The organism is Clostridium lundense DSM 17049, assembly GCF_000619945.1.
Classification (GTDB): domain Bacteria; phylum Bacillota; class Clostridia; order Clostridiales; family Clostridiaceae; genus Clostridium_AO; species Clostridium_AO lundense.
Genome location: NZ_JHVC01000022.1, coordinates 1 through 26,192 on the forward strand (window position 1 = coordinate 1; position 26,192 = coordinate 26,192).

15 protein-coding genes are annotated in these 26,192 nt (G+C 28.7%); 13 read left to right on the top strand and 2 right to left on the bottom strand.

Annotated elements, in window-relative coordinates; genetic code table 11:
• Positions 1-9: 9 nt before the first annotated feature.
• The 6 genes from T514_RS24960 to T514_RS0118755 all read left to right on the top strand — a co-directional run bounded on the left by T514_RS24960 (position 10) and on the right by T514_RS0118755 (position 4,340).
• On the top strand, positions 10-411 hold the full coding sequence (locus T514_RS24960) for a group II intron maturase-specific domain-containing protein (protein ID WP_278246539.1): 402 nt from the start codon (positions 10-12) through the stop codon (positions 409-411).
• A gap of 136 nt (positions 412-547) precedes the next feature.
• Positions 548-781, top strand: coding sequence for an IS3 family transposase (locus T514_RS27035; RefSeq protein ID WP_278246538.1), 234 nt, complete (start codon positions 548-550; stop codon positions 779-781).
• 246 nt (positions 782-1,027) lie between these two features.
• Positions 1,028-1,969, top strand: coding sequence for a hypothetical protein (locus T514_RS0118740; RefSeq protein WP_027626162.1), 942 nt, complete (start codon positions 1,028-1,030; stop codon positions 1,967-1,969).
• A 39-nt stretch (positions 1,970-2,008) separates the two neighbouring features.
• Positions 2,009-3,214 carry an ABC transporter permease gene (locus T514_RS0118745; RefSeq protein WP_027626163.1) on the top strand — a complete coding sequence of 402 codons (1,206 nt, stop codon included), beginning with the start codon at positions 2,009-2,011 and terminating at the stop codon, positions 3,212-3,214.
• Positions 3,207-3,881: an ABC transporter ATP-binding protein gene (locus T514_RS0118750; protein WP_027626164.1), complete on the top strand. Its 675-nt coding sequence runs from the start codon at positions 3,207-3,209 to the stop codon at positions 3,879-3,881. The genes T514_RS0118745 and T514_RS0118750 overlap by 8 nt, the downstream gene beginning before the upstream one ends.
• Positions 3,882-3,890: 9 nt before the next feature.
• Positions 3,891-4,340: a VanZ family protein gene (locus T514_RS0118755; RefSeq protein WP_027626165.1), complete on the top strand. Its 450-nt coding sequence runs from the start codon at positions 3,891-3,893 to the stop codon at positions 4,338-4,340.
• A 72-nt stretch (positions 4,341-4,412) separates the two neighbouring features.
• Here the strand turns inward: T514_RS0118755 and galU are convergent, their stop codons facing one another.
• A complete protein-coding gene (gene galU, locus T514_RS0118760) occupies positions 4,413-5,333 on the bottom strand; it encodes a UTP--glucose-1-phosphate uridylyltransferase GalU (protein ID WP_027626166.1) in 921 nt (306 codons plus the stop codon).
• Positions 5,334-5,903: 570 nt separating this feature from the next.
• On the opposite strand from galU, the gene T514_RS0118770 reads away from it, so the two are divergent.
• Positions 5,904-6,485 (top strand): VanZ family protein, encoded by a 582-nt coding sequence (locus T514_RS0118770; RefSeq protein WP_027626167.1) that lies wholly within the window; start codon positions 5,904-5,906, stop codon positions 6,483-6,485.
• 83 nt (positions 6,486-6,568) lie between these two features.
• On the opposite strand, the gene T514_RS0118775 is transcribed toward T514_RS0118770, so the two are convergent.
• Positions 6,569-8,533, bottom strand: coding sequence for a PQQ-binding-like beta-propeller repeat protein (locus tag T514_RS0118775; protein ID WP_027626168.1), 1,965 nt, complete (start codon positions 8,531-8,533; stop codon positions 6,569-6,571).
• A gap of 297 nt (positions 8,534-8,830) precedes the next feature.
• On the opposite strand from T514_RS0118775, the gene T514_RS25890 reads away from it, so the two are divergent.
• From T514_RS25890 to T514_RS0118805, 6 genes are all read left to right on the top strand, one after another.
• Positions 8,831-11,401, top strand: coding sequence for a cell wall-binding repeat-containing protein (locus T514_RS25890; protein WP_051542158.1), 2,571 nt, complete (start codon positions 8,831-8,833; stop codon positions 11,399-11,401).
• 15 nt (positions 11,402-11,416) lie between these two features.
• On the top strand, positions 11,417-13,669 hold the full coding sequence (locus tag T514_RS0118785) for a cell wall-binding repeat-containing protein (protein WP_027626169.1): 2,253 nt from the start codon (positions 11,417-11,419) through the stop codon (positions 13,667-13,669).
• Positions 13,670-13,834: 165 nt separating this feature from the next.
• Positions 13,835-18,685 carry a DUF5050 domain-containing protein gene (locus T514_RS24970; RefSeq protein WP_051542160.1) on the top strand — a complete coding sequence of 1,617 codons (4,851 nt, stop codon included), beginning with the start codon at positions 13,835-13,837 and terminating at the stop codon, positions 18,683-18,685.
• A 269-nt stretch (positions 18,686-18,954) separates the two neighbouring features.
• Positions 18,955-23,289: a DUF5050 domain-containing protein gene (locus T514_RS0118795; protein WP_027626170.1), complete on the top strand. Its 4,335-nt coding sequence runs from the start codon at positions 18,955-18,957 to the stop codon at positions 23,287-23,289.
• Between the two features lie 69 nt (positions 23,290-23,358).
• The gene (locus tag T514_RS0118800) at positions 23,359-24,081 is read left to right on the top strand and encodes a hypothetical protein (protein WP_027626171.1); all 723 of its coding nucleotides are present in this window, start codon (positions 23,359-23,361) and stop codon (positions 24,079-24,081) included.
• Positions 24,082-24,444: 363 nt separating this feature from the next.
• The gene (locus T514_RS0118805; protein ID WP_027626172.1) at positions 24,445-26,169 is read left to right on the top strand and encodes an Ig-like domain-containing domain; all 1,725 of its coding nucleotides are present in this window, start codon (positions 24,445-24,447) and stop codon (positions 26,167-26,169) included.
• Positions 26,170-26,192 lie beyond the last annotated feature (23 nt).

Below are 26,192 nucleotides of genomic sequence, written 5' to 3' on the forward strand. Positions count from 1 at the left end.
AAAAGCCTAATCAAGAAATGCTCTACAATAATCTTAAGAGAGGGAAAAGCAAGTACCCAATCAGACTTGATACGGAGACTCAATCAAGTTATTAGAGGTTGGACAAATTATCACAAGCACGTCGTCGCAAGTAAGGTCTTTTCATACATTAATAACACTCTTTATCATTTATTACAGCAATGGGCAAAGCACAGGCATCCGAACAAAAACAAATGGTGGAGGCTAAATAAATACTGGCATGAAAAAAACGGGAAAAGATGGCTTTTCATGACAAATGATTACAGTCTCATAAATTTGAGACGGATAAAAATCGTCAGACACCCGAAACTACAGATTTCAAGAACACCTTTCTTAGACAAACATTACTTTGACTTAAGAAAGCTGAAACTGCATACACTTGTTGCCGCCTGAAAAGGTGAAGAAATGCTTGAGCCGTATGAGTTGGAAACTCTCACGTACGGTTCTTAGACGAGGGAAAGGGAGTAATCCCTTTTTCTTAGTCGATTACACCACCAAGACCTTCAAGAAGAAGCTTGATAAGGCAGGAATGACCCAAAGCATGTCGCGAGTATCTAGATGTATAGATAATGGACCAATGGAAGCTTTTTGGGGAATGCTAAAGTCAGAAATGTACTACTTGAAAAAATTCAATTTATACGATGAATTGAGACAATCTGTCATCGATTATATATATTACTACAATAATTGCCATTATCAAAAACGTCTTAATTGCATGACCCCGTTAGAATATAGAGATTACTTAAAGAACAAAGTAGCGTAAAAATATCTCCAACCACTCAAACATGGTTGGAGAAACAAATCTTTTTTATTTTTTCTTCTGTCTACTTGACAGGGAGCGGTTTAGTTTGGTAAAAATTTAATGTGGTTTTATTTTTTAAATGTGTTAATAAAGAATTAATATATTAGATATAGAGTTATGTATAACAGTAATAAGAGAAAAATGTTATAATTAATGAGAAAGTTGATTTTAGAGTGTACAAGGAAAAAAAAGAAGGAGAGTATAAATATGACACACAAAAAGCCAATTATAATAATTTCAACACTAATATTTGTAGTAGGAATATTTTCTTACATGTTGTTTTCTAAAAATGGATACAAAGAATATAACAGTGGAGAATCCTTTGCAAATTTAATAGATCTTCTTTTAGAAACTGCTAATGGAAAAGATAAAATAGATATAAACGAAGAAACTATAAATTCTATAGCATCAAATTATTTAAAGGCAGGAATAAAAAAAGGAAATATAACTATAAATGGATTTAATGCTGATATTTCTAAGGATAAAATTAAGGTTTTAGTTCCTGTAAAATATAAATCTTTACCTTTGATGGTATCAAGTCAGGGTAAATTACAATTGGAAAATAATAATTTAGTATATACACCGGAATATTTTAAGGTAGGAAAAATATCACTTCCTAAAGAAAAAGTTTTAGGGTATATAAAGAGAATGTCCAATGATAAGTTAAAAATTGAAAATGGTAAATTTATAATTAGCTCAAATTTGTTTACTCAAAAAATTGATATCCTTAGTATAGAAGATGGCAAATTTGTTGGTAAGATTAAAGATAATGCTAAAAAAATAGCAGATAGAGTAGACAAAGCTATAAAGAAAGTTGAAGGCAAAGAAGTTGGAAACAAAATAGAAGAAAAGTTAAATTCTAATATACCAAATTCTAATTCAACTACTAATAAAGCAGAGAATAAATCTTCATCTGGTAATCAAGGTGATTCTTTAGGTGGAAAACAAAGTGAAATGATATCCATAATGAATAGCACTATATCAAAGCTAGACTCAAATATTTCTTATAATTATTGGCCAGATGTAGAAAGAGTAATGTCCATATATGATACATTATCTCCACAAGATAAGGCAAAGTTTAAAAATCAAGTCTTTAACTATGTAGATGTAGTTAAAGCAAAGGAGATAAAACATAGATTAGGAAAATAATTATTTAATAGTGTGATATTTATAAAGCGGGTGTTTAAAATGTTTACTTCAATAAAAATAGCTTTTAGATTTTTAACAAAAGATAAGCTTCAAAGTTTTATTATAATATTAGGTATTGCTATAGGGGTATCTGTTCAGATATTTATAGGATTGCTTAGTAAGGGATTAGAGGGGAGCTTGTTAAGTAAAGTAGCTGGAAGTGCTACACATATAGGTATATATGCTAAGAATAGCGATATATCTAATTACAAGATAATTGAGGATAAAATAAGAAGTGTTGATGGAGTTTCTACTATTTGTCCTGAATTAAATAAAAGTGCTGTTATAAAAGTGGAAAATAATGATGATAAAGCCAAATATAATGTTCAAGATAAGAATGAAGCAAATAAGTATAAAAGTGAAGGAATATATCTTAGAGGGTTTATGAGGGACAGAATTAATAAACTGTATGACATGGAAAGTAAAATTTATAAGGGTAAGATGGCATATAAAGATAATGAAGTTATTATTGGAAAAGATTTAAACGAAAAGTTAAAAGTAGATATTGGGGATAAGGTGACTTTACTTACTTCGGATGGTAATAATTTGGAGGTAGTAGTAACTGGATTTTATGATATAGGAGCTGTAAAAGTTAATAGTAGTTGGGTTATATCAAATTTAGCTACAGTTCAAAAATTAACAGGGGCAGAAAATAAAATTAATGCAATAGAAATAGGATTAAAGGATCCGTATAGTGCGGATATAACGGCAAAAAAATTAGAAAAAATATTAGCAGACAAAAATCTAAAATTTGAAAATTGGAAAGAACAAAATAAGATGTTGGTTAGTGCTATGTCTGGTCAAAAGATTTGTACTATTATAATTCAATTTTTTATACTCTTAGCTACAGTCTTGAGCATAATAAGTATATTGGGTATAAGCGTAGTTCAAAAATACAAACAGATAGGCATCCTAAAGGCTATGGGAATAAAAGATGGGTCTGCCTCTTCGATATTTTTATTTCAAGCATTTATGTTAGGAGTCTTAGGAACTTTAATTGGTGTAGGGCTTAATTTTGTATACATAAAAGAGTTTAATAAATATATACTTACCCCAGAAGGAAAGCCATTGGTAGGTATTATAATAAATAAAAGATTTATATTAATCTCTGCAGGTATAGATATTATAGCTTCAACTTTTGCAGCATTTTTTCCGGCTATAAAATCTTTTAAGCTAAGTCCAGTGGAGGTAATAAAAAATGGATAATGTCATAGAACTTAAAAATATAAATAAAATATATGGAAGAAGAGTAAAAACTCAAGTACTACACGATGTTAATTTAAGTATTGAGGAAGGATCTTTTAATTCTATTATAGGAGCTTCTGGTAGTGGAAAGACCACTCTTTTAAATATAATTGGTACTTTAGATAAACCAACAAATGGACAAGTTTATATTAATGAAAAAAGAACTGATAAAATGGGAAGATGGACTTTAGCTTCTCTTAGAAATAAAAATATTGGTTTTGTATTTCAATTTCATTATTTACTTCCAGAGTTTAATGTTATGGAAAATGTTTTGATGCCTAATACTATAAAAAGACTTTTTAGTGGGAGAAAGGCAAAAAATAGAGCAGAGGAATTACTAGATTTAGTAGGATTAGCTTCTCTTAAAAAGAGATCTATATATGATTTATCAGGAGGGCAGCAACAAAGAGTTGCTATAGCAAGAGCTCTTATGAATAGCCCCAAAATTATTCTTGCAGATGAGCCAACGGGAAATTTAGATTCCCATTCATCACAGGAAGTATATGAATTATTTAGAGACATAAATGAAAAATTTAAAACTACTTTCATAATAATAACTCATGACGATAGAATAGCTAAAAAATGTGATAGAATTATACAAATAGAAGATGGAAAAGTATCAGGATGATAATACATTATGAAAAAATTAAACTATAAAATTTTATTTAAATATTTGTTAGTTCTATTGTGGATGAGTGCAATTTTTAAGTTTTCAGCTGATCCAGCAGATGTTTCAGATGGAAAGAGTGGATTAGTTATTCAGCTATTAACTTCCTTGGGAGTAGATGTTAATGGTATTCTTGGAAATTTAACTAATTTCATAGTAAGAAAAGTAGCACATTTTACTGAGTATTTTATACTTTCTTTATTACTTATCAATGCTTTAAAAGAAAATTATAATTTAAATAAAACTTTGAAGTTTGCAATATTAATAACTTTTTTATATGCATGTAGTGATGAATTTCACCAACTTTTTGTTCCAGGAAGAAGTGGTAGATTCAAAGATGTACTAATAGACACCTCAGGAGGTCTATTAGTAGTTCTCATACTAAAGTGCATAGAGAAAATAAAAAATAGAAAAGAATAAATAAGGACAGAAATAATCTTATATAGTAAAATTATCTCTGTCCTCTGTCCTCTGTCCTCTGTCCTCTGTCCTCTATTCCTCAGTATTCTGTTCCAAATTCAAACATGCACAAGCTTCTTTATAAAATTGATTTTCATTTAAAGTAGACAGATATTTTAAAAAAGGTTCTCTTATATCATGTCTTTTTAAAGCAAATTCAACAGTAGCTTGAAGAAAACCAAGCTTGTCCCCTACATCATATCTTTTGCCCTCAAAATTATAAGCATACATAGCTTCATCTTTTACTAAGGCTTTAAGAGCATCTGTTAATTGAATTTCACCATTTTTCCCTGGAGTAGTTTCTTCTAGTATATTAAATATTTTTGGAGTGATTATGTATCTACCAAGTATTGCAATATTTGATGGAGCTTCTTCAGTAGATGGTTTTTCTACTAAATCTTTTACTTTATAAACTCTATCTTCTATATGAAGACCTTTAACAATACCATATTTTGATACATCTTCTGTTGGAACTTCTTGAACTCCTAAAATTGAAGTTTTATATTCATCATAACAGTCTATAAGCTGTTTTAAACAAGGAGTGGAACTATCAACTATGTCATCGCCTAGCATAACCGCAAAAGGTTCATTTCCAACAAAGGTCTTTGCACAACTTATAGCATGTCCTAAACCCTTAGGTTCCTTTTGTCTTATATAATATATATTAGCTATTTTAGATATGTCTTGTACCATAGATAGTAATTCTACTTTATTATGTTCTTCTAATTCTTTTTCTAATTCTACAGATTTATCAAAATGATCTTCTATAGCTCTTTTATTTCTTCCTGTTATTATAAGTATTTCTTCTATACCAGAAGCAACAGCTTCTTCTATTATATATTGTATAGTAGGTTTATCTACTATAGGAAGCATTTCTTTAGGTTGAGCTTTGGTAGCAGGTAAAAATCTTGTTCCTAAGCCTGCAGCAGGAATTACAGCTTTTTTTACTCTCATTTTTTCAAGTCCTTTCTTGTATAATTTACATTTTTTAACCTACTTGTACTATTCTATATAAATATCGTAAATTCCTTTTAAGTATTTGAATTTAAATGTTTTTATGTATAGATGTTACATATAAAATAAAAAAAGAATCAAAAGTGATTCTTTTTATAGGTAGGATATAATAGTAATAATACCTGTTACTATTATTATAGATAATATAGAAATAAACCAAGTAACTTTTTTTAAATGCTTTTTTCTTGCTTCAATAGGACTTAATTGCTGCACTGAAACTCACCTCTTAAATATAAAATAATTATAGAGTAAATAATATATAAATACAATATTATGCCTAATTTTAACAAAATTCAACATTTTTATAACTTTATTATAAATTTAATTATAGATATTATTAAATTTTAAATACAGTTATAATTATACAACACTTTTAAAGTTGTTTCAATAATGATAATGTGATTTGAAAATATATTTAACTATATATATTATCGTATTTTAATACGAATACTTTTTACTTAGGGACAAATATAGTTTAAAATATACCTATATAACCGAAGGGGTGATAATTTGAGGAAGATTATTTCTATAATTTTATGTTTATTTTGGATGGGACTTATATTTTATAATTCATCTAATACAGGATTAGAATCAAATAAAAAAAGTTATCAGATATTAAACGATATAAAGATTATATATCACAAAGTAGAGGATAAAGTAAAGAACAATTCCACAAAAGTCTATGAAAATAATATAAATGAAGAAAAGAAAAAAGTAAATAATGTAGTAGAAAAAAAGATAACTAAAAGTAAAAATGAAGATAACAAATATAGTAGAAATGAAAAGTTTAACTTGTTTTTAAGGAAAAATGCCCATGCTTTTGAATATCTTATATTAGCAATGCTTTTAGGTAATGCCTTTTATTCTTTTCGCATAAAGCCAGAGGATGCTATTATATATATTTTATTTATATGCCTTTTTTATGCTGTTACTGATGAATATCACCAATTATTTGTTAAAGGCCGAACTTCCTCGATACAAGATGTTCTCATTGATTTCACTGGAGGAGTGTTTGGAATGGTTTTATATTATAAATTCAGGAAGATGAAGTTAAAAAGAGGGAAGAATTATAGATATAAAATCTACAAATAAAATTTATAAATAAAGATAAAAGGAAAGAAGCTTTACAAAAGTAAATTTCTTTCCTTTTTATATTTTATAATTGTTAGTAAATTTTATTGGTAACAACAAAGATTTAAATTATGATAAAAATATATTTTGCCAGTTACAGGATCTTCACATAATCTTGTTGGATCTGATAAATTGTTTTTAATACAAGTAGCATTTAATGTGTTTTTATCAATTCTCCAAAAACCTTTATTGGTTATTCCATATAAATTACCATCTACGGAAGATAAGATTTCCCTGTACCAGAAATTATTTACCTTTTTAACTATCTTTCCGTTGTTGCTGTCTACACATACTAAAGTACCATTATGAGTTACACAATAAACTTTGTTTCCAGAATGAGCTACAGACATAATTCTTCTATTACCAGCCTCAGGAATCATATCAAATAATTTGCTTTGTGTTATTACATCATATTTAACTAAATGAGCATTATCGTTTAATGATTTTGAGCCATAACCATAGATAGAAGAACTTCCCAAATATGCAATCTGAGATTTTTCAGTATCATAAGCTATACTGTGTATATATTGATTAGGGACAACATCTTTTCTAATATAAAAGCTACCTGTTTTTTCATTATAAGTAGTTACTGTTCCTCCATATTGCCCGGGCAAAGGTTCAGATAGAACTGTTACTGTACTTGACTTTGGATTTGATATCATTTTTGATGGTCTATTTTGATGCTGTTCTATTGGTATTTGCTTTAGAAAATATGTATTGTTTGTAAAATCAACTGAGCTTGGATCATCTATAGCAGTTTTATCATATTTCCATAGTTTTGCTTCTGGATAGTTTCCTGTATATAATGAGTTATTTAAAATGCTTATAGATTTTACTTCACCTTGCACATTTCTAAACATTGATGTCTTGCTATTAACATCATAAATTGATAATCTTTTTCCACCAAAATATATTTTGTCATTATATGGATACATATATATTGGTTTTGCTACGCCACCTTTTAAACCCATAGCTACTAAATCAATTTTATTTGGATTATGGCCATTTAGGTCATTTTCATAATAATATCCATCTTGATTTATACCTGCTATACGATTATTATTTACTACTCCAGAACATGTTAAGTTATTACCGTTATATTGTAAACATTTTAGAGTATCATTAGCCTTATCATAGTGAAATATATATCCGTCCACCCCTTGGAAGGTTACAAAATTATTATTAAATTGAGGATAATAATCGTAGAATCTATTACTTATTTTATCCATTCTTTCAGTAACTTTTTTAGTATTAAAATCATATGAAATTACTGCATAGGAAGGATATACTACAGCAAATAATTTAGAGTCTACAATTTTTAAGTAATGCACAAACTGATCCTTATATTTAGCTGGCAATAAATTTCTCTTTGTTTTTGTTTTTTCATCATATTCAATTAATGCTGCTTTTGAACCAATACCTGCATATATTTTACCATTATGATATTCAACTGCTCTTGCATATTGATCATTAGAAAATGACCCTAGATCTTCTAATACTTTTTCTTTTAAATAGTATTTATAAATACGACTTCTAGGAGAAGTTGCGATATAGACTCTATTACCATATGCTTTAACATCCCAAGCATAATTATCATTTTTTATATCTGCAAGCTTGTCTAATTTTTCGGTGTTTATATCATATCTATATAAACTAGCGTTATTATATGTTCCAAAGTATATAAAGTTTTCATCTGCTGTCATGGATATTATACCTTCAGAGTTAGGAATAGGAATCATTTTTTCGATTTTTTTGGTAGAAGTATTAAAAGAAAAGAAAGTACAACCACTTCCACCCATTACAATAGTTCCCCCATATAATACTTGTTCATTATTTTTGTTATGATACATAAAACCTTTGTTAATTTGGAAGACTTGTTCTGTTGGGCCAAGGTTTGTAAATGTACCTTTCTTAGTAAAGCTTGTTGCATAAGCTTTGTCTGTAGAAACTATAAATAAAATAGAAAAAATTAATAAAGACATTATTTTTACAATATATTTGTTTCTCAAAAGAAACCACCTCCTATTAAGTATAAAAATTAGTCAGTAAAAGTAAAATATTGTTTGATATTCTATTTGATTATATCAAAATATGTATGAGGAAACAAAATATATGAAGATATTTAAAATATGCCTTTAACTGTATGTAAAAACTTTATCAATCTGTTATAATATTCTTTTAGGTTAATTTTTGTAATTAAAATTTTAATTATCCCAAAAACAAATGATATTAAATTAAAGAATTGAAAAAAAACTACGAAAACCATATAAAAAGGATAATAATTTTATCTAAAAAAGGGTGATTTTATGATAAAAAATAATAAATGGCTTATGGGACTTATGTGTGCAGCAATGATAAGTACACTTTCAAGTTCCAAGGTTTATGCGTCTCCAGAAAAAAATAGAATTTATGGTTTAGATAGATACGAAACTTCTGCTAAGGTTGCAGAAGAAGGATGGAACACATCACAATATGCTATTATAGCTTCAGGACAAAATTTTCCCGATTCTTTAAGTGCAGTTACTTTAGCAAAAAAGTATGATGCACCAATTTTATTGACTAATCAAAATTACCTTAATTTTAATGTTGAAAAAGAACTTAAAAGAATGAATGTTAAAAAGGTTTTTATTATAGGTGGATTAGGTTCAGTAAGTTATACTGTAGAAAACTCAATAAAAGCTATGGGAATCTCCATAGAAAGATTAGGCGGAAAAGATAGATATGAAACCTGTGTAAAAATTGCTAATAAATTAGGCAATCCTAGTTCAATATTTTTAGTTACTTCAGATTATTATACAGATGCATTATCAGTTGGACCTATAGCAGCAAAAAAAGGATTTCCTATATTATTAGTACCTAAGAATTATACTCCAAACTCCATTAAAGAATATGTTAAGAGAAAAAAATTTAATAAGATCTATGTAGTAGGAAGTTCTAACATAATAAGTGATAATGTATTGAGAGAGTTTGAAGATGTAGTTCAGGATTACGAAAGCAATATAGAAAGAATACCTGGTAGTAGCCAAAATGAAAAATCTAATGATGTTTATGAAAGAAATTTGAATTTAATAGCTAAATTTGAAGATGAGCTGAATTTGTATAAAAATATCTATGTAACTTCTGGAAAGGATTTCCCAGATGCTCTTTCTGTAAGTGCATTAGCAGCTAAAAAAGAAAGTCCTATTATAATAGCTAATCCAAAGGATAATAATCTTTTAAAAAGTTTTATATCTAAAAAATATAATGATATTCAAAATATGAACATAATTGGTGGACAAGGTGTAATGCCTGATGGATACCTTAGTGAAGTAAATGGATACTTTAAAGACAAAGAAATAGCATTTACTGATGAAAACTTAAATAATGCAGTAAGAGAAAAGTTAGGGATAGAGAATAAAAATAAGAAGATTTATAAATCTGATGTTAAAGGTATAACTTCTCTTGATTTAACAGGATATCGTATAAAAGATTTAACGGGTATTGGCGATCTTACTAGCCTAAAAGAGCTAAATTTAAGTAATAATCAAATAGAAGATATTTCTCCATTAAAAGACATGACAAGCCTTCAAAATTTGAATTTGTCAAAGAATAAAATAAGAGATATAAAAAAATTAGAAGGATTGTATGATTTAGAATCATTAAATTTATCAAAAAATAATGTAAGGGATATTGATTATTTAGAGAAAAACACTAGATTGAAATATTTAAATTTATCAGTAAATGATGTAAGTAGCGTTTCAAAATTAGAAAAGTTAACTAGACTAGAGTTTTTAGATTTAAGCAATAATACATCTTTAAATGGATTAAGTAATATTTCTAAATTAACCAATTTAACTTCACTTAAGCTTAGTCATACTAGAATATCTAGTTTAAGTTTTCTTAAGGATTTAGTAAATTTAACAGAATTAGATTTATCTAAGAACAATATAGGTAGTGTAAGTGATTTGGCTAAACTAAAAAAATTAAAAACATTGTATTTAAATGATAATACTATAAACAACATTGAAGATTTAAAAGACTTAAAAAATTTAAAGGAATTAAATCTTTGGAAAAACAAAATAGATGATGTGAAGGACTTAAAAAATTTGACCAGTCTTGAAAAGCTAACTATAGATAATGAATTGTTAAATAGTAGTAATAAAGATGACTTAACAATTTTATCAGTAAAGTATAAGTATTATAAAGATACTTATCTAGGAGATTATGCTGATCCAAATAATTATTATGATAATGTAGAGTCTAATGAAAATGATTCTAGAGAAAGAGAACTAGAAGATGAAGAGTCTAATGATTTAAAACAACAACTTATCAGTTTTGAAAGAATGTATGGTCACACATATAATCCTCAAGAGATAATATATACTTCCTATTTGGATGATAGATATACAGAAAACATAGATGACTTTATTCAAAGGGAATTAGAATTAGATAATTATATGAAGGATAATAGTTACTCCGTTGAAACCAAGGCTATGATTAAAAAAGACTTTAAAGATATAGTACTTAAATATTCAATGCTAGAAAAAAATCATCAGATGAATGAAAAAGTTAAAATTTTAGAGATGAACTTAAAGACAAGTCTTAGTGAAAAAGAAAAGAGAAAAGTAAGAAATAATATAAACTATACTTATGCGGATTATAGATTTGATTTTTATAAAAATGCAAATTATGTTTGTGAAAGAAAAATGCAAGAAATTCAAGGAACAATAGAAGGATTAAAACTTGATGGAAGTTATGCTAATAATGAGAGAATAAGAGAACTTGAAGGAGAATTAAGGAACAAAAGGATAGAATATGATATAATAAAGAATAATTATGAAAAATATTCTAATTATAGGAACTTCTTTGCAGTAGTTGATTCCTTACTTTCAGAATAAGGAGGCTTTTAGGTAATGAATTTTAAGAAAAAATTGCAGGTTATGTTATCTATTGTAATTACTACAACAACCTTAAATGCTCCAATAGTAAGTGCAGCTGAGATTACAACTAAAAGATTTGAAGGGGCAAATAGATACGAAACTGCAGCTAAAGTGTGCCAACAAGGATGGACGGAAACCAGTGATTGGGCAGTAGTTGTTAATGGAGAAAATTTTGCTGATGCCATAAGTGCAGCTCCTCTTGCAAAGAAAAATAATGCACCAATACTTTTAACAAATAGTAACGTACTTAATATTTATACTTCTGCTGAGCTTAATAGACTTAAAGTTAAAAATGTATATTTAATAGGCGGAAAGGGAGTTATTTCTCAAAATGTAGAAGATGGAATAAAAGCTAGAGGTATTAAGGTTACAAGACTAGGTGGCAAGGACAGATATGATACAGCGTTACAGGTAGCAGCAAAGGTTGGAAAGAATAGTCAAATTGCTGTAGTAAATGGACATGAGTTTCACGATGCTACATCTATAGCACCAATAGCTGCTTTAAAGGGAATGCCAATAGTTTTAGTGGACAAGAATTATGTTCCACCAGCAGTAGCTAAATATTTGAATGCTAATAAGAAATCTGACCAAATTTATGTAATTGGTGGAGAAGATCAAATAAGCAGCAAGGTTTTGAAAAGTATCCCTAATTCAATAAGAATTGGAAGTGGAGATTACTATAAAAGAAATATAGATGTAGTAAATGCTTTCCAAAATGAACTGAATTTTAGTACGGTTTATGTAGCTTCTGGTAGAGATTTTGCAGATGCACTTTCTGCATCTTCTATTGCTCCTAAAACTGCATCACCAATAATTTTTGTAGACAAAACTTTAAATGGCTATACTAAAAGTTTCATTCAAGGAAAAATAATAAATAACTTAGGGGTACTTGGTGGAAATGGTTCTATAAGTTACAGTACAGAGGTAACTTTAAAGTATTTACCTTTAGAAGTAGCGGATACTGAGAATATTAAAAAAGACATTTATCAAAATGAAAAGTTTACTCCACCATCAACTATAGTGGTAACTGCTAGTGATGGAACTAAAAAGGAAAGTAAAGTAAATTGGAATTTAACAAGAGTAGACACTACAAAGCCGGGAGTTTATAACTTTGTTGGTTCTATAGATGGTTATGATAAAAATGTTAATTTAACTCTTATAGTAAAACCTATTCCAGATAAAATTGATGATATTGTTGCAGAGGCAGAAAGTAGATATAGCTACATTCTTCCTAAAACTGTATCAGCTAAAATGACTGATGGCAGTATAAGTAATGTTTCAGTTACTTGGGATTATGGAACTCAACAAAAGAGTAAGCCAGGAACTTATGTGTTTTATGGAACAGTAGACCATTATAGTAAAAAGGTTAAACTAACATTAAATGTTACTAATAAGTCAAGCAGTGAGATTATAAAGACTATAAACAATATAAAAGTAATAGTTAAGAAAAAATCTGATTATAATCTACCAAGTACTGTTATAGCTACTATGGAGGATAATTCCAAGAAAGATGTAAGAGTAACTTGGGGATCTGAAAAGAAATATCCTAACCATGAAGGTGTTTATACTTATGAAGGAATAGTAAATGGATATAGCAGTAAGGTTAAACTTATGTTAATTGTTACAGATGAAAATGGAGTAGATCCTAGTGATCCAAATTATCCAGGTGACCCAGTAGATCCTAATAATCCAAGTGAGCCAGGAGATGCTATTAGAGATTTAGGAGAATTAGGAGCTATAATGCAGGGAGAATCATATCCATCTACTGTAATAGATCCAGTTACCAATAAACCTGTTCAAGTTACTTGGACAAAGGCTATTAATATCAATACTGATTTTATAGATGCAGAATATATAGATGATTGTAGAGCTTCAAAAGTAACTTTAGAAGGAACTATAGGAGGAACCAATGGCAAGAAGGTTAAAGCAACTATTGGAATAATTCCTAAGATTATAGGAATAACCACTGAAAATAACTTCCCAAATATAGTACCAATAGTTATACCTATAAGTAGTAATGGAGTATACGATATGAATAAGGCGTCAGATAAATTAAGAGCAGTGATAATAGGTAAAGATGGACGTACTAAAGTGCCTAAAAAAGTTAAAGTCCTTCTTTGGGATCCACCATATATTGATGTAGGAGATTCCCAAAACTATTATGTAAGAGCAACTATAAGTCATTATAATACCCCAATTATAGTAACTTTAAAGGTGCAAAGATAAAATGAATAAATAAAATTAAAAGAGAACATAATTTTATGTTCTCTTTTAATAAAATTTTGACATTATTATACGAATATAGTATAGAAGGAAAAAATTTTTCACTAATATAGGCATATATTTAGATCATAAAGTGATAATTTAATATATAAACGGAGGTAAGGATAAATGAAAAAGACCAGAATGCTGGTAGTAACAGCTGCCATTGTATTGGGACTTGGATCATCAGTACAAGCTAAGTTACCTGAGAGTTCAATAATTGTTGGAAGTAATGTGTATAGTCAAGGATATCTTATGGATCCGGGTAATTTGGCAACTGTAAATGATCAATTAATGAATAGTTTAGGTTTAATATATTTTGTTGATGATTCAGGAAAAGCAAAAGATGTTTTTACGGGATCTACAATTCAGGATAGTCAATTAGTCGGTAAGATAGGAAGTACATTAACTTATTACACTCCTACAGGAACAATTCAAAAAATAGTTGCAGATGCAAATAATGAATACACAAAGCCTACAAATGTTAATACAGATATGTTTGCTATAGTAAATGTAAATTATAAACCTCTTACACCAGGATTAAATATATATAATGCTAGAGTTACTCAGATTTCTGGTATATCTAATGCATCTTATTTTAAAATGGGGGATGGTTCTATTACTCCAATTACAGATATGGTAACATATTTTGCAGGGGCTACAGCAGGAGGTTGTCTACTTTCTATATATGCTAGTGATGGATTAACTGAGCTTGCAAATGGTTATGTAAATATAAAACAGGATAGTAACGTTGGAGGAAGCCAAAACATTTCTGTTATTTTAACTCCAACAGCGTCACAGGATCCAACAGATAAAACAACTCATGGAAATACTGCTATAAATATAACAAATAATGGTTTTGCCACTATAGATAAAAATAATAGATGGATATACTATCAAAATACAGCAGATAAGAATAAGCTTTATAGAAAAAGTGTAACTGGTGTAGAAGATTATGTTATAAGTGATGATAGTGTTGGATTTATAAATATAGTTGGGGATTGGGCTTATTATACTAACTATGGTGATGACGGAAAGATATATAAGGTAAGAACAGATGGAACCCAAAAACAAAAAGTAAGTGATGATATGGCATCATGTGTAAATGTAGTAGGAGATAAAATATACTATATAAATAATTCTGATAGAGGAAGAATATATATTATTGATTCACAAGGAAGAAGACAACTTATATCAGATTCAGCTAAATTCTTAAGTGTGGGAGATAATTTCTTATTCTATGCAAATGCTTCAGATGAAAATAAATTGTATAGTTATGATTTACTAAGTAATAGAAAAGCAAAACTAAGTGATATAAATACTGCTTTTATAAGTGCAGCAGGAGACTACTTGATTTTTTATACAGGTAAGGATGGAAAACTTTACAGATCCACTAATTCTGTAATGGCTAACCCAGTGCCTCTTCCACTAATTACCAATATCCCTCAAAAGTCAGGAAGTAATCCTGGAGATATGAAAGGAGTAATGGATAAGGCTACTAATATATGTGCAGTAAACGATAATAATATTTATTACATAAGTTATGTGGATGGCGGAAAAATATATAAGTTGGACAATACAGGAAATGGTTATAAGGTAGTAGATTCACCAGCAGACTATATTAATATAGTAGGAGATTCACTGTATTATACTAGATTAGGAAAGGCCTATGTTGTTCCTAAAGATGCAGATGGTTCTATAAAGGGAACAGCAGTAACAAAGCCTAAATTAAATGAAAAAGTAGTAAAAATAGAGACTCTTCCAATACTTACTACTGATGATATAAATAAATTTAATTTTCCAGAAAGAGTACCTGCAATTATGAGTGATGGAACAATTCGTCAGTTGGTTGTGAGCTGGAATAAGACTATTCCTAAGCCAAACAAAGGAATATATAATTTTACTGGAAATATATTAGGTTATGGAACTAAAGTAACTTTATCTGTAGCACTTGATTCTGGAACATTAAATCCTGAAAGGGATATTTTAGTTACAAATGAAATAGGAAATAAAGATACTATAAAAGTAACAGGAACTGCAGCAAAATTAAATCAAGGAGATACAGTAAGTGTTTATACTGAAGCAGGTGATTTAAAACCAATTAAAACAGCTACTATAGATAAAAATGGAAATGCTATTGTATCTGGATTAAACTTAAATCCAGATGGTGGAGTTATTTATGTATCTATAACTAGGAAAGATAAGGCAGAAGGAAGCAAAATAGCAGTATCAGTTCCAGCAGAAGCACCAAGTGATTTCACAGTAGACGCACAAGGTGGAAAAGTAACAGGATTAAAACCAGGAAGACAATATAAGGTTTATATAAATGACTTAACTACTGATGGAAGTATACCACCGTTACCTGCAGATTTTGTACCAGTAACTGCTGATGATAATGGTGTAATAACAGTTGATATGAAGACTAAGATAGAAAAGAATAAAGATAATAAGCAAATGCTTAGATTAGTAGCAGTTGGTAATAAGGATAGTATGCCGTCAAGTATGATAGAGATAAGCAAGGCGAAAGTACCAGATTATGTAGCAATTGATTTGAATCTTGGAAGAATTGTAGGAACTTCAGCTCAAATGCAGTATAGATATAAGGATACAGAGCCATGGAAGGATTGTAACCCAAGTACAACTCCAATTTCTATGACAATGTCATTACAGGTACAAGTTAAGGTTAAGGCAGTGGGACCTGTTATGGAAAGTGATGTTAAGAAATTTGGATTATTCCCAATGCCAGAGATAAAAGGAATTGAGGATAGTAAGATTTATGCAGCAGATACTTTCCCAAATGTAACTTGGAACACAAATAATACAGAAAGTGGTATAACTTATTCAGCTACATTATCTAAAGATGGAGGTCCAGCTAATGCAGTAACAGATGGAGAAGACTTAAAGACAAAAGTTAAAGAAAATGGAGAGTATGTATTTACTGTAACTGCGACAAAACATGATGATAATATGGATCCTAAGGATGCAACTAATAGTAAAGTTATTAGATTTACAGTTAATTCAGCTACTCCAGGTAAGGCTGATGTTACTATGGCTGAAAAGAAAGGAACATTTGCATCAAATGAAGAGGAAACGTATTTCCAAGCTACTCCAATGTGGATGGATTTAGCAGGTACTTACAGTCAAGCTACTATTAAGATGACCAAAACTGCATCAGGAAATCCAGGAAGTGTAGTTTATACTCCTATAACTAATCCAGCAGAAGTATCCTTTATTAAAGGAAATACTATAACTCAAAATGGAGAATATGAACTTAAAGTTGTTACAACAAGCAGAGAAAATGGAGCAAGAAGTGAAGTAATAAAGACATTTAGAGTTGATGGTATTAATATGGCTATTATACCAAATGTAGTAGGTGTAAATGAGGGTGGAGTATATCATGATGTTAGATCAGGAATAACTATAACTGATAAGCCAAATTGTAAAACTACAGCAACTATTATGCGTGATGGATATATTACTGAATATACTAATCCAACAGAAGCTGGTAAAACACAAGTAGGAGGAGAATTAACTGTTAATGGTCACTATGTGTTAGAGCTTAAAACTACTAATATAATAAATGGACATTTTGTAGAAAAGAAGATTGCATTTACTATAGAGGATAATGGTAATGTATCTCCAGATGTACAAAATGTATCTGTAGAGAATAACTCTTCAGGTGATGATTTTGTAAAGATAAATGATACAGTACCATTTGGATCAACAATTAAAGTATACAGTGCTTCAGGAAGATTAATAGGTTCACAAACTAATAATGGACCATCAGGAGCTATAACTGTAACTATAACTGGAGGAATACCAGCTAGTGACAAGTTTGTTTATGTAACAAGAACAGATGCAGGAAAAGAAGAAAGTAACAAAAAGCAAGTAAGTGTAGATTTAGTACCAAGCATAAAATCTGTTTCTCCAACAACATTAAAAGAAGCAGATGCTAATGATGGAACTTTACAAAGCACTGTAGGAGGAGCTGGAAATCCAACTATAGTAGTAGAAATAGAAAATGGAACTGTAAAAGGAAATCCAAATGATCCAGTAGTTGTAACACAAAATAATAAGTTACCTGAAGGATTAAGCTACTCAGCAGTTAAATTAGATGATAAACATATAGGAATAGTTATTTCAGGAAAAGCAAATAGACATGCTAATGCTGATGATGTGACTGATTTAAGCTTTGAAATTTCTGGAGACCAAGTTGGAGGTACTGTAGATCAGAAGTTAAATACAGGACATATAACTATAGACTTCAATGATCCAGTAGAAATAAAAACTACACCAACAGTTTTAAAAGAAGCAGATAGTAATGATGGAACTGTAACAGGAGATATAACAGTAGAAGTTAAAAATGGAACATTAGTTGATCCAACTGTAACTGACACTGATATCGATAGTACTGGATATGTTATGGCAAGCAATTTACCAAGTGGATTACATTATAAGATAGAAAAAGTAGATAATACTCATTTAAAAATATCTATTTCAGGAAAAGCAAATTCTCATACTAATTTGGATGATGCAAAGGTAAAATTCACTATAAATAGTGGTAAGATTGTAGGAGAAACTCTTGCTTTAACTACAGATGAAATAACAATAGATTTTAGAGATCCATCAAAATTACATTATTCAAATGATGGCTTTGTAGAATCTTCTGCAAATGATGGCTCTATAGGTAGTACAATAACAATTACTCTTGATGGAGGAAAATTTGCAGGAAATAATAGTGACGAGTTTGTTTCTAAAGGATATGTGACTGTTTCTGGTGTTCCAAGTGGATTAACTGCAAAAGTAGTTAGAACAGCAGATAATACATTGACATTTACATTACAAGGCAAGGCGTCACCACATACAAGTTTTGATAGTACTTCATTAACAATTAAATTTAATAATGGGGCATTTGAAAGTGAACCAGCAGATAAAATAGAAGAGTATATAAAAAATTTATATGTAAACTTTAATAATTAATATGAAGTTTATTAATCCATTGATTTTGTAAAGAGTCAAGGGAGCATGTTAATAAATTTAACAAATAAAGATTAAAAGAAGGATAATCTGAAGATTATCCTTCTTTTAATCTTATAATTAATTAATTTTAAAAACTACTTTCATATTTTGGGAATGTACATTAAAATGAGATGATTTTGTGTCGTATTATGGAATGTAATGACATAAGTTGAAAATTTACCGCTATTCGAGTAAAATGGAATTATATTGATAAATTTGGAGGGACGGGCATGAAGAAAACTAAATTTTTAGTAGCTACTATTACTTCTATATTATTAACATCACAATCCATAGCTTATGCTAAGCTTCCTAATAGTAGCTTAATAATTGATAAGAATGCTTTTGATATTAATTACGTATTTGATAAGGAACATGTGGGAGAAATCAATAAAACTATAAATGAAAAAGCTATAAACAATATATATTACATTGATTCTTCTGGAAAGATAAAGGATATATTTTCACCTACAACTGTAGTAGAAGAAAAGGATTTAAAGCATGGAGAAATTGAATATAGGTCCTATAAACATCCACAGGGAATAAAGTACACTTTGAGAGGAGAAGAATACTCTTTTTTTGATAGGGCCCAAGCTAAATTTAAAGTATCTTTAGGCAGTATAGAAAAAAATAAATATATTGTAAGTATTACATACGACAATGGTTTTAATAAAGCAGATAATGGAAGCAATGATATAATTGGTAAATATCTTAAATTTCAAGATTTAGATAAAATAGATTTAGCAGGTAATAGGAGTTTTATTATTTTTACATCTGATAGAAAAATACCTTTTAGTATTCTAGATGAAAAGGATAGAGAAATAGGAATAGGACAAATAGATTTATCTAAAATGAATGTAGGGGAAAGTGCAGATAAGATTTGTGAGATTTATAAGAAGGAAGTAAAAACTGAATTAGAAACTTCAATTGGAAATGTACAGAACTCTGGAGAAACTATGATAGAAGGAGACTACATTTATTACAGTAACGGCACAGATAATGGAAAGTTGTATAAAATGAAAAAAGATGGTAGTGAAAATAAGGTTTTAAGTGAAGATAAAGTAAAGTATATGTGTGTTATAGATCATTACATATATTATAGTAATATGTCTGATGATGGAAAGCTTTATAAAATAAAAGATGACGGTAATGATAGAAAAAAATTGTATGATAGCTCAATAAGTTACATTGATAAGTCAGAAGAAGATCTGTATTTCATAAATATAAGTGATAGAAATAAAATATATAAGATAGAGACAAGCAAAGGGGATAATATAACTAAGGTTAGTGATGATCCAGCAGATAGTTTATCTGCTATTGGAACAGGTATTTATTATACAAATAAAAATGACTCAAATAAGCTTCATAAAATTAGTACAGGAACTTCTTCTTCAAAGGTGGTAAATTTACCTGTAAAGAACTTTATAGGAAAAGATATATCCGATATGATTTTATGTACTACAGATGGTTATGTTTATAGATATGAGGGAGGAAAGCTTGAAAAAATAACTTTAAATGTACCTAATTATTCTAGTACAACTAAAGAGGATAGAGCTTTTAATATAAATGTAATAGGAAATTATATTTATTACAAGAGTATAAATGATGAAGGGAAACTTTATAGAGTAAACAAAAATGGAGGAAACTCAGAGCTGGTTGTTTCTAGCCCTGTAGATAGCATATATGTCGTAGATAGTGAAAATTTCTATGTTACTCAGGGAACTAGAATGAATAAATTAAATATTACAATGGATCCTTCAGGAAGAATGAATTTTTTAGTTACTCCAACATCAAAAGAAAATACTAAAGCTGTAATAAGAATAATTACACAGCTTAAGAATACAACAGATAATTTAAAACCTTTAGAAGAGGTTCTTCCAAAAGAAGTAGAGGTTGAATTTAATGACCATACTCAGGGAAAACTTCCAGCTTATTGGGATACTAATAGACCTCAACCATCAGGGGATGAGACTATATATACAGGAACACTTTTAGGCGGAACTAGGGTTCAGTATAGATATAGTGAAAGTACTGCTGATGTAAATGGTGTTAGTATAAATATAATAAGAAACTTTAACAGAACATATACATTAGCTTTAAGTGGAGGTAACATTAAGCCAGGAGATTTAGTAAGAATATATACTAATAATGATCCTATAGCTCAACAAACAGCAGATAGAGATGGAAAAGTTATATTTAGAAATTTAATACTTACATCTAATTCAATAGTATCTGCAACAAGAAAAGAAAATGGAAAAGTAGAGAGTAAAAACAAGGTAGAAATAATAGGTGCAATGCAGAAAGTACCTGAAATAAAATCTGTGAATGATTTTGAAGATGTATTCAATGGTGTAGATGGAAGAGACATAACTATACAAATAGATGAGAGTTCCTTAAATGGATTTAATTCTAAGGAAGTTTATATTTTTCCTAAGGGAAGAGTTGCTGACCTTACAAATTCTAGAGGATTAAAGAGTTATGATTTATCTCAAAATGATTTATGGGTTAAGGATATAGCTAAAAATGATGGTACATATACTGGTACAAATAAAATTACAACAGATAGCATGGGAACTCCTTTAAATAATGGACAATATGACATATATTTAGTTGGAAGCAATTCTACTACTGGAGATAAGTATTGTAGTGATGCAAAGAGTGTTGTGCTTAAATTAGAGTCACAGGCAGCGGTTATGTCACCAGAAGTAACAGGGGATGGATTTAAAGCTGCAAACGCTATAGCAGATGTAAAAGCAAAGCTTAATGTAAAAGCTTTAAATGGCTCTATAATTAATGATATTACAACAAATTATGATGTTAATGTAATGTTTAATGGCGAGAATTTAAATAAGAATAATCTTAATTATGAAATAGAAAATAATAATTCAGTAGTTTTAAAGAAAGAGTTCTTAAATACTTTAAAATGTGGAACTTATAATTTTGAAGTAGTATTAAAAGATAAAGCTACTTCAAAAGAGATTAAATCTATATTTAAAGTAGTTATAAATTCTGGTGCTGAATTTAAAACAACTATAAATACATCCATATTTACAAAAGGATATTCACCAGAGTTTGTGGAAATAAATATAACTGGAAAAGATATCAATGGACAAGCATTTACTGAATCTGAGTTAAAGGATTCTGTAATATTTGTAAATAAAAAACCAATAACTAATTATAAGGTAGAAGGTACATCTATAAAATTAAATAAGGATTATTTAGATACATTAGATCCAGGAGAATATGAGATAAATGTTCTGAATAAAGATATAGATTTAAATGAATTAACTGGTTTTAAAATAGTGGATACACAGGCAGAGCTTACTCCTATAATTGAAAGTGGAGATAGTTCATTTAAAACAGGAAATGCTTTAAATGACATAGTAGTAAAATTAAATGCTAAAGATGATAACGGAAAAGATTGTGAATTTGATAATATAGAAGGAATCTACTATGAAGGAACTAAAATGCCAAGTACTATGTATAAATTTGAGAATGGTAAGCTTGTATTATCTACAAAACTTTTAAACCTATTATCCTGTGGTGATAAGGAAATTATAATAAGAAGTAAAATAAAGGATACTGCTAAGATAATTGAGGGAAAATTAAATGTAAAGGTATTGTCAGGCGCTGAATTAAAGTTTATGTTAAGGGAAACTGGTAAAGACAAATTTATAGTAGGTTCATCTGGAGATTTAACTTATGATGTTGTACAAACAGATGAAAATAATAAAAATGTAGATAGAAGCAAGATAGATATTTCAAACGTTAAGCTTGAAAAAGGTGGCTATACATTAACAAAAGGTGTTGATTACTATATAGATAATATAAATAAAGTAATTACATTAAAGAAAGATTATCTAAATGGATTAATTGCAGGGGAAACAGCTATTGCTGCAAGTCTTGGAGATTTAAGTAGGGATATAATAGTAAATGTTCAAGAGGGTGAAGTGCACATATCTGCAACAATTCAAGAAGATAAGTTACTTAAATACAAATACGGTTTAGCTGAGTCAGATATGAACATAGCATTAACAGGTATAGCAGCAAACAATGTAGTAAGAGTAGGAATAAGAACAAAGGAAGGCACTATTACTTATATAGATAAGAATACACATTATACTATAGTTGGAAGTGATAAAGTTAAAATTAATCAAAGCTATTTGAACTCATTAAGTGCTGCAACTTCTCCTTATACTGTAGTAATATCTGATGCAAATAGAACAGCAGAGGTAACATTTGAAGTTTTATCTATTGCAAGATTTAAATTTGATACTGGAGTTAGTGAAAAAGATTTTAATATATCTTCTTTAACAGCTGATTTAACCGCAAAAATATTAGAAGAAAATTGTGATGGAAAAGATATAGATACAGACTTAACTAATATTACTTTAAGACTTAATAATGAAGGAAAAGAATTAAGTATAGCTCCATCAGATTATGAAATTACAGGTGATATTATAACTATTAAAAAAGAATTCTTAGAAAAACTTCCAGGCGGTACTACAGAAGTTGAAGTGTACAAGGAAGGTATAGTAACTCCGGCAAAATTTATGTTAAAAAAATAAGTAAAAGCTAGATATAACTCCTCCTTAGAAAATAAGGAGGAGTCACATTTACAATAAGGAGGAATCATGTTGAAAAGATGTAATTCTAAAATGGTTTTATTTTTAGTAATATGTTTTTTATGTGTATTTAGTTGTTCTATGGCAATAGCAGCAGAAGACAATAACATTAAGCAGTTTGATGAAAAGAATATAACAGATGTAAATAAAATTTGGACAGTAGTATTTAAGGATTCTATAGATACAAAATCTGTTTCAGGTAACGTTCATGTGAAGGATTTAACTGGCGGTTTATATATGGAAGTTAGAGTACAACAAGGAAATACAGATAATTCCATTATAATATTACCACCTAAGGATGGATATGTTAAAGGACATAGTTATGAAATATATATAAATAAAAATGTTAAATCTAAAAAAAATATCAATCTAAAAAAAGACGTTTTAATGAAGTTTAATGTTAAAAATGAAGGTGAAAGTGGTAGTGGTAGTGGAAGCGGGAGTGGAAATGGAAGTGTAAGTGGATATAATGCAAAGATAAATGTGATAGTTGGTGAAGCACCTTTTACTATGTTTAAAAAGATTACTGTGGGAAATGTAAATTTAAATGAAGTGAAAAAATTTAAAGTAGAAGACGGGGAGCAAATAGCCAATATAGGAACACATGTAATTGTTAATACTGCTAAAGATACATTAAAGGTTTATTTTTATAATGATGGAGACAAAGTAATTGGAGAATCAACAATAAATGTAGATAAAAATAATGATTCTAATGTGCAGATAGAGAAAAATTAGAAAGCTCAGCCAAGGCTTGTCAACGATGCTTGAGGATATTGGCAAAATAAAAAAGAAGAGTAATATGAAAAATCACGTTAAGCAAAAAACTTAACGTGGTTTTTGCTTACAATTTATAAAAAATATATTTGTTTTAGAAGGGGTTTTGGATAATAATGTAGAATAAACTGGATAATAATGTAGAATAAACTGGATAATAATGTAGAATAAGATTGTATGGAATGTTATACTTTGTTATAATTGATGAAGTTTAGTATTATGGAGGGATTTATTATACGGTGAAAATTATATTAGTGGTAGTCAATATTTTTAAAGGTAATGATATTTAAATGAAATAATTTTATACATGAAAGGAAGAAGAATATGAAGTTTAAAAAAACTTTAAGTATTGCGTTAATTTATTTTTTTACCATAATGGTGTTCCCATTAGGCTTTGCAGCTGATGTGGTAAAAGCTTATAGTGTAGAAAATGCAAACATTGAGGAGTACATCTATGGTGAAAAAAATTCTTATGGTATTGATTCTAGAATAGATGATATAAAAATGTTTAAGGATTTTAGGCTTATTTTTACTGAGGATGAAAATGAAGGAAAAAGTATTTATAGAACATACTTAATAAAACAAGGGAAAAGCACACTTATTTTAGAAAATACAAGTTTAGGATATAGTTACATAGGAAAAATTGGGAATAAACTTTATTTTGATGAAAATGTTGAACAACATGCTAAATTACCTGCTTTTACAGTTATTGATATAGATACTTTAGAAAAAAGTCAGGAAACTATTGATGTTAAAACAAATTTTTCTAAAGATTTTAATGTAAATTGTAAGTATATAGATGTTTTAGGTAATATGTGGTTCAAAGTTGCTGATTTTGGGAATTCACAATATAAATTATTTAGAGTATCACAAAATGGTGATGTGGAAACTTCAGATATGGAAAATTTAAATTCAATATATGATTACTGCATTAAGAATATAAAAAGTGATAATAAAGGAAATGTATATCTTGCAGTTCAAGTTTTTAGAGGAGCGGGCGTAAAGAACGTTAAAGATTTAATAGTAAAAGTTGATAAAAATTTAAAATATAAAATAATATATGAAGCAGAAGCATATAAAAGGATTGATTTCATAATGCCTACAGATGATGATAAAGTATTATTTCAGTATTATGAACAAGGAAATGAGTATTTAATTTCTTTAAATGAAAATGGGGAAAGAGTAGCTTCTTATAATGTAGGTAGTCTAAAAAATTTAACTAAAGATGCTAATGGTTACGTATGGGTTATCTCTGGTAGTAAAATGTATAAATTAGAAAATTCAGAACTGGTTTTAAAGAAAAATTTAAACAAATATTTTGCAGAAGATACATATAAGATGGGAATATCTGTGGTAGATGATAACAATTTTGCAGCAATAGAGATTCCTTGGTCTATAGTTGATGGAATGACTAATGCAGTAGTATTTACAGGAGAATCTCAGGACATTCATGAAAAAGATTATATAAGTATTATAGGAAATAATCATAGTAGTAATATGCAAGGGATTACAAAGCCAATAAATATAACTTTTAATAAATCTATAGTAAGTGGAGCAAATTTTGCAGGTATAGAATTAAAGGATGATAAAGGGAATAAGGTTGATACTAAGGCTAATATAGATGGTGAAACTTTAAAAATTACATTGAACAAAGCTTTGAATTATGGAACTACTTATTCAGTTAGTATACCTAATAATGCTGTTACAGATGATAAAGGAAACACATTAAAAGAAGATTATAATTTTGCATTTACTACAGAAGGTTTTGATAAACGTATAGGTGTGGAAAAGGATAAAATATGGCATATAGAATTTACAAAAGAGCCTAAAATGAATAATATAGATAATTTTATTAGAATCCAAGATGAACAAGGAAATAAATTTCCAGTAAAGATAACTTATAATGAAGTAGAAAAGTGTATAGTCATTATTCCAGAAAAACCATATGAATCAGGGAAAACTTATTATTTAAAAGTATCTAATAGTTTAAAATCTAAGGAAGAAAAGAATTTAAAAAGAAATATAAATATGGAATTTACTATAGAATAAAGTATACGTTAAATTAATCCAGC

Bases quoted from the DNA above. Each gene is read 5' to 3' on its own strand.
- T514_RS0118795 (WP_027626170.1), top strand. From the start codon at position 18,955: ATGAAGAAAACTAAATTTTTAGTAGCTACTATTACTTCTATATTATTA.
- T514_RS0118805 (WP_027626172.1), top strand. From the start codon at position 24,445: ATGAAGTTTAAAAAAACTTTAAGTATTGCGTTAATTTATTTTTTTACC.
- T514_RS0118740 (WP_027626162.1), top strand. From the start codon at position 1,028: ATGACACACAAAAAGCCAATTATAATAATTTCAACACTAATATTTGTA.
- T514_RS0118785 (WP_027626169.1), top strand. From the start codon at position 11,417: ATGAATTTTAAGAAAAAATTGCAGGTTATGTTATCTATTGTAATTACT.
- galU (WP_027626166.1), bottom strand. From the start codon at position 5,333: ATGAGAGTAAAAAAAGCTGTAATTCCTGCTGCAGGCTTAGGAACAAGA.
- T514_RS24970 (WP_051542160.1), top strand. From the start codon at position 13,835: ATGAAAAAGACCAGAATGCTGGTAGTAACAGCTGCCATTGTATTGGGA.
- T514_RS27035 (WP_278246538.1), top strand. From the start codon at position 548: ATGACCCAAAGCATGTCGCGAGTATCTAGATGTATAGATAATGGACCA.
- T514_RS0118745 (WP_027626163.1), top strand. From the start codon at position 2,009: ATGTTTACTTCAATAAAAATAGCTTTTAGATTTTTAACAAAAGATAAG.
- T514_RS0118750 (WP_027626164.1), top strand. From the start codon at position 3,207: ATGGATAATGTCATAGAACTTAAAAATATAAATAAAATATATGGAAGA.
- T514_RS25890 (WP_051542158.1), top strand. From the start codon at position 8,831: ATGATAAAAAATAATAAATGGCTTATGGGACTTATGTGTGCAGCAATG.
- T514_RS0118755 (WP_027626165.1), top strand. From the start codon at position 3,891: ATGAAAAAATTAAACTATAAAATTTTATTTAAATATTTGTTAGTTCTA.